Source organism: Nostoc sp. DedQUE07, from assembly GCF_034530975.2.
Classification (GTDB): Bacteria; Cyanobacteriota; Cyanobacteriia; order Cyanobacteriales; family Nostocaceae; genus Nostoc.
The window spans coordinates 113,168-125,182 of sequence record NZ_JAVRCC020000009.1 but is presented as its reverse complement, the minus strand read 5'-3'; the positions used below and the strand labels follow the sequence as shown (position 1 = coordinate 125,182).

General features: G+C 43.0%; 10 protein-coding genes. 1 reads left to right on the top strand and 9 read right to left on the bottom strand.

Translation table 11 applies throughout. From position 1 onward, the window contains the following. The first annotated feature begins 39 nt into the window (after nt 1-39). Nucleotides 40-1,557, top strand: a complete 1,518-nt coding sequence (locus tag RMZ95_RS10315) for a BamA/TamA family outer membrane protein (protein ID WP_322686774.1) — start codon at nt 40-42, stop codon at nt 1,555-1,557. A 105-nt stretch (nt 1,558-1,662) separates the two neighbouring features. Here the strand turns inward: RMZ95_RS10315 and RMZ95_RS10310 are convergent, their stop codons facing one another. The 9 genes from RMZ95_RS10310 to RMZ95_RS10270 all read right to left on the bottom strand — a co-directional run bounded on the left by RMZ95_RS10310 (nt 1,663) and on the right by RMZ95_RS10270 (nt 11,958). After that, nucleotides 1,663-2,343, bottom strand: a complete 681-nt coding sequence (locus RMZ95_RS10310; protein WP_322686775.1) for a hypothetical protein — start codon at nt 2,341-2,343, stop codon at nt 1,663-1,665. Between the two features lie 263 nt (nt 2,344-2,606). Beyond that, nucleotides 2,607-2,912 carry a site-specific integrase gene (locus tag RMZ95_RS10305; protein ID WP_322686776.1) on the bottom strand — a complete coding sequence of 102 codons (306 nt, stop codon included), beginning with the start codon at nt 2,910-2,912 and terminating at the stop codon, nt 2,607-2,609. A gap of 196 nt (nt 2,913-3,108) precedes the next feature. After that, nucleotides 3,109-3,786 carry a hypothetical protein gene (locus tag RMZ95_RS10300; protein ID WP_322672455.1) on the bottom strand — a complete coding sequence of 226 codons (678 nt, stop codon included), beginning with the start codon at nt 3,784-3,786 and terminating at the stop codon, nt 3,109-3,111. Nucleotides 3,787-4,536: 750 nt separating this feature from the next. After that, the gene (locus RMZ95_RS10295; RefSeq protein WP_322686777.1) at nt 4,537-5,715 is read right to left on the bottom strand and encodes an ABC transporter permease; all 1,179 of its coding nucleotides are present in this window, start codon (nt 5,713-5,715) and stop codon (nt 4,537-4,539) included. 80 nt (nt 5,716-5,795) lie between these two features. Then, nucleotides 5,796-7,067, bottom strand: coding sequence for an efflux RND transporter periplasmic adaptor subunit (locus RMZ95_RS10290; RefSeq protein ID WP_322686778.1), 1,272 nt, complete (start codon nt 7,065-7,067; stop codon nt 5,796-5,798). Between the two features lie 75 nt (nt 7,068-7,142). After that, entirely contained in the window at nt 7,143-8,354 is a 1,212-nt protein-coding gene (locus RMZ95_RS10285) for a glycosyltransferase family 2 protein (protein WP_322686779.1), read from the bottom strand. A gap of 141 nt (nt 8,355-8,495) precedes the next feature. Continuing rightward, nucleotides 8,496-9,626, bottom strand: coding sequence for a glycosyltransferase family 2 protein (locus RMZ95_RS10280; protein WP_322686780.1), 1,131 nt, complete (start codon nt 9,624-9,626; stop codon nt 8,496-8,498). Further along, on the bottom strand, nt 9,623-10,795 hold the full coding sequence (locus tag RMZ95_RS10275) for a glycosyltransferase family 2 protein (RefSeq protein ID WP_322686781.1): 1,173 nt from the start codon (nt 10,793-10,795) through the stop codon (nt 9,623-9,625). Before RMZ95_RS10275 ends, RMZ95_RS10280 begins: the two co-directional genes overlap by 4 nt. A 26-nt stretch (nt 10,796-10,821) precedes the next feature. Then, nucleotides 10,822-11,958 carry a glycosyltransferase family 1 protein gene (locus tag RMZ95_RS10270; RefSeq protein WP_322686782.1) on the bottom strand — a complete coding sequence of 379 codons (1,137 nt, stop codon included), beginning with the start codon at nt 11,956-11,958 and terminating at the stop codon, nt 10,822-10,824. Between the last annotated feature and the right edge of the window lie 57 nt (nt 11,959-12,015).

Genomic DNA, 12,015 nt, shown 5'->3' with positions numbered 1-12,015 from the left:
AACTGTTGCCAAAATGTGGGTAATGACAAAGCTTTATTTATGTATATTCAAATAGCTGTAGTTGCGATCGCATTCATCTTAATAGCTGGAGAAAATCTAGAGGTTGTTGCAGACTCACAATCTTCTACTGAAGATAGTTCTAGTAGTATTGTGGCAACATCGACATTAGAGATAGAAGGAGAGTATGCAAAATATGGTGACTATATCGGATTAACTCCAGTAGATAACCAGTCTGCCGAGTTTTCCCAAATTTCTCAAAGAATTGTCAAAGATATCCAGATTCGTTTTGTTAACAACAAAGATCGATTACTCGATGAAAAAGGTCAGCCGATCAAAGGACGTACCCGAAAAGATTTTATCATTGGTCTGCTGAAACTCAAACCTGGTGAGGTATTTCGTGAAGATTTACTAGAAGCAGACTTGCAACGATTGCGGAGATTAGAGTCATTTAATGAAGTCAATGTTTATCGCCAAGAAGATGCCAATAGCGTTAATCTCATTTATGAAATCAAAGAGCGTAACTTCCCTTCTCTAATTTTCGGAGGCGGTAATAACGACGATGTTGGATTATACGGTCGGGTAGGTTATAGAGATGAAAATATCAGCGGTGTTAACGATAAATTAGATACAATTGTACAAATCAGCGGTCAAGATGTCCAATTTAATGGTCAGTTCATTAGTCGTTATCGTCCTCAAGAACCAAACCGCTTAGGCTACAGCATCAGAGCTTTTCGTACTCGTAATACATCGGGAACTTTCAACGACGATATCAGATTGTCTAACGGTGACAAGGTACGCGAGGGAAGGTTTGGCGGTTCTGTGGGAGTTTTAAAATCTTTTGAACGGTGGGATGCAGGTATAAGTTTGAACTATACCAGAATTAGCTTACGCGATCGCGACTATAACGTTACACAGGTCGATAGATTAGGGAGTCCTTTATCTCTTAGCGGTACTGGCATTGATGACTTATATACAGTATTATTTTCTGTATCCAAAGATCAACGCGATCGCCGAGAAAATCCGACTCAAGGATCGATTCTCACTCTCAGCACAGAACAAGCAATTCCGATTGGACTGGGTAATATTTCTAGCAACCGCCTTCGGGGAGATTATATTCAGTATTTACCAGTCAGTTGGATCGGTAATGGTAGACCAACTGACAATCCAGAAATGTTGGCGATTAATTTCCAAATTGGTACGATTCTTGGAAACTTTCCACCAGCTGATGCTTTTAATATTGGTGGACTAAATTCTGTCAGGGGTTATGGTTATGGAAAAGTTGCCAGTGGTCGGAGTTATGGTTTAGCTTCTGTGGAATATCGTTTCCCAATTTCTTACTCAATCGGAGGAGTTGTTTTTACTGACTTCGCCTCAGATTTCGGGTCTAGCGAAACCGTGCTAGGAGAACCAGGAGTGCTACGAGATAAACCCGGAAGTGGCTTTGGTTACGGCTTAGGATTGCGCGTCAAGTCATCCTTTGGGCTGATTCGAGGTGACTTCGGAATTAGCGATCGAGGTGAACTGAGATTTGAAGTTACTACAGGTCAACGATTTTAACGGGTGGCAAAAAAGTTCTAGAAAACTACTGGAGATTGCTTAATAACACACTCAGGGCTGCTTGAGTGTGTCTAGTCCAAAAGGACATAATCAAGACATTGGAGATTACTTACACATTTGTAACGTGCGGCGATCGCTAGCTGCGATCGAATTTAAGCGGTAAAAGTCTTGCAGAGCCAGGGAGTAAGCATAAGAATTTGACTCATCCTCACCAACCTTGGGCAGTCTATTGCTTGTAGCTACCTGATTCGATTGTTCAGAACTGGCTTCATTTGACGAAGTATTAACCGTCATCGCCAACTCTCCTGATGGGTTGATTGTACCCTGAAAACAATTCAACTCTGATTGGGGCATATACAGTGCACCCCTTACCTTGTCCTGCTGCTTTTGAAATATGATATAACCTTGACCAAGCTGGTTTGACTTTGGGGATTGACCATAGAGGTAAATCCCATCTTTGACAGGAAAACTTGCTTTTGATAAAACTCTTGCGCTTTTTGTAGTTCCCCCATCGTCTGGAACCAGCGCTGTGGTTGTAGGTACTGTTTTTCCGTCTCCAGAAGCCGCATTCAGTTGACTTCTTTGATCTCGAACTTTTCTCAGCTGCGATAAAAGAGAGTTTTCGGAGGTTTTGTGAATCTGAGCCGATGATAATCGAGAATCTGTAAATGATGTTGTTACTTGAGTTTGCTTGGATATAAGGCCCAAACCGAGAAGTAAGCCTAAGCCCGCGAGGGGAATTCCCCACTTCCGGGGAGATAATAACTGATGAAGGTTGTTAAGCACCCTACTTCTCCTGTTAAAAAACTAACTAAGTTCTCTAGAACTTACTTAAATCATAACCAAGTCTTAATTGTTAAAGACTTTATCCACGACTTATATTACTATTGTTCAAAAAAGAAAACTGTCAAAAACAAAAGTTTTTATTGGATTTGGTTCTACAATCTTAGATTACCATCAGTTAGAGTCTTTATAACAGAGGGTAGAAGGCAGTTTTTGCTGGGGCAGGAGTCAAAAGGCAGGAGTAACCCACCTTTAAAAGCATGAGATTAAAGTAAGGGACTTCCAGAAAATAAAATATACAGGCTATAAGAATGATAATCATTCCGAGGGTTAGTGTTTGACTTTCTGATGACAAACTGCGGTCTAACGTTACCCTTGGGTGTGTAGATATCTTGAGTTTGTCGCGTACAGCATTCACGGATTCTACAGGCACTAAACAGGCAGACACCGAACAAAGCGCGTAGGCGTAGCCCGCCGTAGGCATCGCGCCCGTTGTCTAAGCCATCGCTAAAAATTAGCTGTATCTCTTGCTGTGTTAGAACCTTGGCGCGACCATGACGGTTTATTTTCATCGTTAGACTGTAGACCCTGCGATTCACAGCCTACAACGATTTAACACAGATTAATCGGAATTATTTAACCGAGATTAGCGATCGCAAATTAATGAATAATTTTGAGTGCAAAGACGACCCAATTTCTCGCATCAGCCCACAAAAGTTACATATCTCTTTGTGAAAAAATCCCCATAGCGATCATTAAAAACGTCATTTAGAATGTCATACTAAAAATTTTACTTAGGTCTAATTCTCCCGCATAAAGCTCAGTTGGTTGGATAGAAGCTTGGGGTAATCCCCACGGTTGAAACTGTGTCGAAGTGGGAGAAGTTTGGATTTTGAATACTTGCGGGCTTGAACTTACTGTCGGAGATAAAGTTATATTAAATACATAGTTTGGGGCGCCGAGAACATCAGTGCTAGGGAGGGTATTTACAGTAAACGTTTTTGCCAAGCCATATATTACATTAGTTGTAGTAGGAGGATTAATATAGCTTGGACGACTGCCTTGATAAGAAGCAAAACTAGGATAGTAAGTTTTAGTGGTAGTACTGTATTCATAAGTAGCAAAGGAAATTGCTACCACCTTTTTACCGATTACTCCCATCAACAAAGCTAACTGCGCCTTATTTGGGGTCGAAATACGCCCTGTAAGGAATATATCTCCCACTGGCGAACCATCCCATTGAACATTACTAAGCACTGCTACAACAGGGTAATTATATATCCCGGTTCCGCCAGGACTTGGGCGACTGGTGGGATCGATTACGTATTGATCTGCGACTAGAGCTAAATCACCAATGCTTAATGTCTTAATAAACCCAAGAGGTTTATAGGTATTTGGCTGGAAATTGTAACCTTGTTGTACATCTAAAGATTTGTTAATACTCACAGCGAAGACCGGAGTAGTAAAACCTATTGAACACGCTATACAGCCTAGTAATAAAGCTTTACTCAACAGCATAAGTTTTTCCAAATAGTAAATAGATGGTTTGAGTCTTTTTTAAGGTATAAACTCATAAGATTTATACTTGCATGAATCATGCTACAACTTTATATTTAAACAAATTTTAATAGACATGATGTGTTACGGAATGTAGCACCAGGTTTTGTTTTTAGTGTTGAAAAAAACGTATTTAAAACAGTGATTATCGCCAAAAAGAAGGCCGAGGATTATTTGAAATAACTATTAGAAAACAGAGGGATAAGTAAGTCGGTACAATAAAACCAAACTGTGTAAATAAAAGTAAATAACGCTCAAACTCTTTCTCCCCCTGCTAAAAGCTCTCTGCTTTTGTCTTATGCCAACAATATTTATTTACGCTGACTTACTTAAACCCGACTCTACTAACTGTAAAAGCGGATAATATTCGCCGTCTACGCGAGTTGATGAATAAGGGACTTCCAAAGAATAAATTGTTCCAGAAAACTAATCTTTTGGCAGAAAATTCAATCATTATTACTGAATTTACTACAAAAAGGAGGGGAGAAAGCGGCAGCCATCGGCTGCCACTTTCTCCCCTATAATAATGATTATCATTATTTTAAATGGAATGTTTTATTTTTTGGAAGTCCCTAAGAAGAATTGTATCTGGCTACACTCTACTCAATATACTTCCTGCCTCAAAATGTAGAAAAAAACTTATGAGCGCAAGGCTTTTACTGGATCGATCTGGCTAGCACGCACGGCGGGAAGCAAACTAGCTCCCACCCCCACCAGTAGCGCTGAACCCACTGCTAGGACTGCAATTCTGCTATCAAATTTATAAGGCAAGCTAAAGGTATCGGTAATTACAACAGTCAATCCATGCACTACTCCTAGAGCCGCTGTTCCTCCTATTAGACTTAAAAGCATCGCCTCTAAAATAAATTGCAGCATGATTTCGCGTTGGGTTGCACCTATAGCCCGTCTCAAACCTATTTCAGCAGTTCGTTCATTTACAGAGGCAATCATAATATTCGCAATTCCAACACCGCCAACCAAGAGCGCGATCGCTCCTACTGCTGTTAGACCTTGAGAAGCCATCTCTAGAGTTTTCTGCTGCTGTATAATATCTGATACATTATTCCAAAATTTAAATTTGTAACCTGGAAATCTTTGTAACAGTAACTCCTCTGCCTGGTGACTTAAGTCTTCGATATCTGCAAGTGCATAAGGGCGCATTTGGATGCTCCCGATGTCGCGGCTACCAGTCGAAGCGTTGTAAATAGACATCGGCACATACAGTTGACCCGCCGGAGGTGCATTTTCACTTAAAATAGTTGCTACCACCCCGATCACGATATAGGGTCTGTCCCCAGCATAAATCAGCTGCCCTACAGATTCTTGCTTTTGAAAAAGTTGTTCTGCCAGCAATCGATCGACTACGATTACCGGGCGGTAGTTGGCAAAATCTTCAGACGTGAAAAACCGTCCTGATACTAAAGATATCCCTGAAGTCAACAAAAAATCTTGGGAAACAGGTGACAAAGTTGGAGTAAATTCCTTGTCCCGAAATATAGTTGGTGTAGAACCAGCCCAATTAAAAGAACTGATCGCTTGCAAACCCACCATTCGCTGTCGTAAGAATTCCATATCTTCCAACTTCAGTTGGGTAGCTTCACCACCAGAATCCCAATTTGGATAAACTGAAACTTGAGGCGCGCCTCGTTTTGCTAATTGTTGAGCGATCGCATCTCGGCTAATATTACCAACCTGAAGTGTAGCGCTGACAGCAGCCACACCCATAAATACTCCCAGAGTAGTCAGAGCAGAACGCAAGGGGTTTCTACCTAAAGAGTGAAAAGTAATATTTAATAAGTCAAAACCTGAAAGAGCCATAATAGTTGCTTTGCTCTAGCTTGGGGACAAGGGGCAGAGGGGCAGAGGGGCAGAGGGGCAGAGAGGCAGAGGGGAAAAACTTACTGCAACTTCTCCTCTGCTCCCCTGCTCCCCTGCTCCCCTGCCTTAACTGGCAGCCCTGGCTTGAGTTCCGACTCAACGGGCGGCAGTATAACTTGTTCGCCGGGATGCAAACCAGAGGTTACTTCTACATTCATTAACCCTTCCAATCCTAGATTAATGGTGCGTTTTTGAGCATGATTTTGGCTATCTAGAACCCATACAAACGGGCGTGGTTGCGATCGCACAATTGCCTCTGTCTTCAAAACTACTACGTTCTGCCGTTGCTGCAACACAACCTCGACATTTACCCTGCTACCAGGGAGCAGTGTGCGAGTCGGGCTATCAAGCTCAACCGTTGCGGGTACTGTTGGTTGCTCTGATTGTTTTGAACTGCTACCATCTTGTTTTTGGGCTTCAGGGCTGAGTGCTTGAGGATACAAGCTTTTTACGCGTCCAGAGAATCTCCTTGCATTCGGCCCGATCGCATTAATGCGGGCAAGTTGGGTGATGCGAACTTGAGCAGCATTGAGGGTAGAAAGCTGGAGTTTCACTAAAACTTTTCTGGGATCGCCCAAAGTGAGCAGATTGGTACGCAACTCGACCCCATCACCGTTTTCTACATTCACACCCAAGACTACGCCATTCAATGGTGCAGTTACAATATTATCCTGGAGTTGCTGCTGAATAAGTTGGCGCTCCAATTGCAAAGTCTGAATTTTGAGAGCGGTTGTACGTGCCTCTGCTTGACTATCTCGCAGGCTAGCGCGAGCAACGCGTACAGTATCTTCCTGCGTTTTGGCTTGTTCTTGGGCAATAGCTCCCTCTCGCACCAAGGGAGCAAGCCTCTGGAGTTGTTTTTCTTCGGCTGTTAATCGTTCTTGAGCTTCAATAATTTTCTCGCGACTACGTGCTAGGTTGAGTTGCTCTTGTTGAATTTGTAATTGCTGATTGGTAAGAGCAACTTTTCGTTCGGGGTAGCGCAGGGTCAGCAGCACTTGACCAAGTTTTACCCTCTCACCAGGTTTTACCATGACTTGTTCTACCGCACCCTCTTTTGGGGACTTCAAGATTCGCTGTTCCCGTAACTCAATAGTACCGCTCTCATTGATTGTGGTTTCAACATTACCTCGCTCCACGGTTAACAAGCGTACTGCTAATGGTTCGGGAGGTTGATTTAGAGCTAAAAAGTAGGTTAGCCAACCGCCAGCACCAGCTAAAGCCAAAACTCCTGACCAGGCTAGCCATCGACTTGGGATATTAAATTTAGCTTTTTCATATTTCCAGTTCATGACAACTCGATCCAGTGAGTTTGCAGTTGATTGCAAGTGAGGCTTTCACCGCAGATTAATGTTGGTTGAAGAATCTCATAGCGAGAGATCGAACACGATAAGGCGACTGTTGTCCAAAACGCGGCAAAAATTTGAACTGAGATAATTTCGTAGACCAGAGTAATAATCAAGCCACCAGAAAGCGGGCCAGGCGATGAGCATAAAACTTGCTCCTGCTTGACGCATTCGTTCCAGTTCCCGGATGGCGATCTCGTCATTTAGGGGCGCTCCCCAGTATTGACCCTCATGTTCTAAAAAGGGTAGAGCATCGAATTGCGGCAGAATCTCGCAGCCCAATTGATTTTCATCGACCAAAATCAAACGCTTCCCGGCGGGAATCACAGATGTAATTTCCTGCATCGCAATTCGCAGGCGTTCTGACCAGCTCAAATTAAGTTCAGGTATCAATTCAGACGTGAACTGACTGCGACGCATACTTATATGCAACAGGCGCTCTGCTAGCCACTGACGATAAGATGCATCCTCTGCACGTGGCGACTTTAACAAATAAGCGATCGCATCAGTACGTTCTGCGATCACACCAAGTGGGCCTGTTCCTCCAAGACTAAAATTAATTTGGGAATCTTGTTCAATGTGATATCGGACTTGGGCTAATTGTTTAGCAATAAAGAAGAGATCGAATTGCGCCGCCATACGTAAGTATAAGTTCAAATCAAACATGTATTTAGAGTGCGGTGCGTCGATTCCCCCAACCATTGCCAGGGCATTAGCGCGAAACACGATCGCTGAACATAGCAAAATCCATTTCCGCCCATCAGCAATTTGGTGGATGAACTCTAGACCATCAATTGACCCTTCTGGAAAGTTATCTGAAAGCTCTCTGCCTGTCAGATTCACTGGAACACCATTAGCGTCGATAATTTCAGCTTGGGCAACCGAAAAACCAGCATCTGGATGGTTGTCTAATGCTAAAACAGATTCATGGATGAAGTTGGGCAGCAGAATGTCATCGTCCGACAAGAGAGCTAGATAGGGACTAGAATTTACCTCAATAGCTCGCTGCCAATTGCGAAACATTCCAATATTCGTTTCGTTGCGTATATAAGTGATGCGCGAATCCGCAAATGAACATACAACTGCCTCTGTATCATCGCTAGAAGCATTATCTAAGACAAGAACTTGAAAATCTGGATAGTCTTGTGCCAATGCGCTCTGCAAGCTAGTTTTTAATAACTCCGAGCGATTGTAAGTTGGAATTACAATGCTAACTTTGGTTTTAAGTGCCATGTTTTTATAATTACCGCCTTTTTAACTAAAAATTTTTAAATATAGCAAGGGACTGGGGACTGGGGATTGGGTGAAAAGTCTTGTTGTGTCTAAGTTTTATCATCTGTTAATCTCCTAACCACGAAGGCTTGTGCTATAAAATTAAACAGACATACGTAAATCAAAGACAACTAAGCGCTCATTATCTAAAACACAGCGAAACTTAGTACGTAAATAGCAAGCGAACTCAGCATAATAATCAAACCACCAGAAAGCTGGCCATCCAAACACGATGAAACTTGCTCCTTTCCGGTACAGTCGTTCAAACTCCTTAATGGCAATGGCATCATCTTTTGGCGCTCCCCAATACATCCCATCTTTTTCTAGAAAGGGAATTGATTGGCATTTGTCCAAAAGCTGACCAGATCCCCATTCGTTCATGTCAACTAAAATGTACCCTTGCCCGATTGGAATTAAGGGAGTTAGTTCCGGCTCCAACGCGCCCAGACGTTGGATAAACTCATACTCAGAACCCTTCCAACGCTCAAAAGCATCTTCGATTTGAATGTCGTGCTTGTGTAAAGACTCGCACAAAGCTTTTATATGATCGTGATATTGGCTAAGTTGCCAACTATAAGTAAGCTTGCTAGTGCCATTATCACCATGAATCCGATATAGGGCTTGGTACTCAGCAATGCGCTTGATGCTACCGAAAAAAGGAGACAAAAAAGTTAAGTATGCATCAGCGTTAAGAGAGTAGTAAATATCGTGCAGGGGAAAAATTTTCTCTAAATAGCTACGCGACCAGGCATTGCCGCTCGTGGGTGAGAAGACATAGCTTTCAATGCTACCTTGGAGATGCGCCTCGCGTAAATCTCCTTCTGGCAGAGGTCGATCGGGAATCAATTTTCCCAATGGCTTACCATCAGCATCTATTGCGGATAAAGGCCAGTGTACCTGTACTATATTCGGATCGCCCAGCAGTTCAACGGCTCTGGCGATCGCATCAGGCAGCAAAACATCATCTGCATCTAAAAAACAGACAACCTCACCACGGCTTGCGGCAAAACCGACGTTGAATGCAGAACCCTGTCCGCCATTTTCTTTTAGCAGAGGGATAATCTCTTCCCCATAATTGGTAATGATTTGCTGTGAGTCGTCTGTTGAACCATCATCAACCACAATCACTTCTAAAGACTGATAGTTTTGATTGAGAGCGCTATCAATTGCCTCCTTCAGAAAACGTTCATAGTTGTAGTTGGTGATGATAATACTAGCTAGAGGCTTGTTCATGAGCGTAGGTCAAATACAATCAGATGGTCATTTTGTAATACACAGGGAAACTTTTGCCGTAAATATTCATCAAATCCGGTGTAGTATTCCAGCCACCAAAAGGTGTGCCACAAGAAAACGATCGCACTAGCACCAGTTTGGTATAGGCGATCGAATTCTCGAATAGCTGTGTCGTCATCTACTGGACGTCCCCAATACCAACCATCGCGTTCAGTAAAGGGGATTGTTTGAAAACCTTTGATGATTTCGTTACCGTTCAGGCGGTCTTCATCGACCAAGATAAAAGATTCCTGTGGCAATATCAGAGTTTTGAGTTTTTCTCTTACCTCGTACAGATGACCAATGTGATTTCGCTCTACGGCAAAACTTAAGTCTCCGTACAGTGAAACCAAGTTCCATTTTTTTTGAATACGCTCGAGGCTCTTGGCGGATTGTTCAAGATCCCATCTCATGAAAAAATAATCGAGGTCTTCTGGATGAGGAGGATAAGGGTGCCAGAAATGAACAACAGATTTCGGCTCAAAGACAACTGGAATTTTGGCATTATATAAAGCCAAACTAGAATCGAAATGATCTAGAAAAATAACATCTTCATCGAAAGGAGAGACTCGATCAAAAACACTTCGACGGTAGAGCCGACAGTGAGCCTCTCCAGCTAACTGTATCGTCCGGCGATAAGTTCCGCGATCGAGTTGCTGCTCGCTCGTGGCTGGAAGGACTTCCCATTTAACGCCGTCGGCTGTTTGTACTGACCGAACCTGACCCTGGTTTGGGTCCCAATGAACGTTTGTCGCTCCTAAAGGCCCCTCAATAATCCGGGGCACAGCTACATCAGCTGGTTGTTCTTCGCAGGCAGCGATCAGATGGGATAACCAACCTTCCTCAACAAGAACATCATTCTCAACGAAGCACAAAAAATCATCGTTAGCTTCCTGAATTACCAAGTTTCTTAATTGGTTGGGCTGCAAATAACAATCTTTGTAAATGACTTTGACATTACTGCGACCTTCTAATACCTGTTCCATCTGCTGCCAATACACTTTCGGAGTATTGCAGTTTACTACAATCAGGTTAAACGGGATGTGGGTGTAGTTGAAAATTCGCTGTAAAGATTCAGCTGCTAAGGTAAATTGTTCGCGAGGAAAGAATCCGATAGTTACTGTTGACATAATATATCTCCTATACTCAATGACAGTTAATTCATTGCCGCCTCTAGCAGAGACGAAAGAACTTTATCTGAGTCAAAATATTCCTCTGCTAACCTGCGTGCTGCATACTTGTGTCGCTCATAGTCAGCGTTGATGGCTTCTACACCTTTGACTGCCTCCTGTTGGTCGCAAAAAGTTAAAATCCCTTCTTCGATCGGCAACCAATCGCTTAAACCTGTGTCTTGAACTAGAATTGGCTTACCGGAAGCGAGATAACAAACGCTGCGATCGCTAAACCAGCCACCTTTGGTAGCAACATAACCCTGTTTTGCGACTCCAAACTCAGCGCGGGATGCTTGGACAAATTTCTGGTAAGATTCTGGTGTAAAGGAGGCAATCCATCCGGGAATCACCTCCCAGCCATACTGTGATAGTTCATCGGGAAAGCCACCGCTTAAAGCAATCCGAAATTGCTGTTTGGTGAGTTGCGGTATATCTATAAATTTTAAAAACTCTTTATCCTTATTGCCGTAGGTGACTCCTTCGTATACCACCTCTCGATAACTGTGCCACTGCATAATCGAACTGAAGTGGGTGTTATCGTTTTGAGTCACTGGCCAGTAAGACAGTGCGACTGGAGGTAATGTCTTTTGCCAATGCCTACCGTTTGTGGGAATAAGACAGTCCTCAGCACCAATGCGTTGCCCAATCGTGAAGAGGCGATCGCAACGTTCAATTGTCTCTACTAATTCCGAATTACCGCTAGCAATCTTAATCTGCGTAAAACCTGGATCGGCGTCAATGTAGATGCGGCGCTGCGGCCATCCATACTCATCTCTCCAAACAGAAAGTGGAGAGCCGCGAACAATCATTAAATCAGCTTGGGAACAAACATCGTTAAACTCGTCAACTGCCATCCCTATTGAGCGAGAGCCAGCGCGATAAATCCATTGGTTTGCAAAGCCAAGCGGTTCCAGGCAGTTTGTCACATAATTGCTGGGATAGTCTAACTCGGTTGTGAATTCTTCAGTCTGCCAGTTATAAACCCACGACTCTAACCCGCATTCTTCTAAGTAGAAGATATCATGTCCAAGCGCACGCAGACCCAGGAGGTATTGCAGGTCAGACCAGGCGTTGCCTCCTATGGGAAACCGACCAATAGCACTAGCAAAAATAATAATCATCCTATTTTAAATTTGTTATATGTTTTCATTAGATTTATTAGCTGATGATTTTTCCTT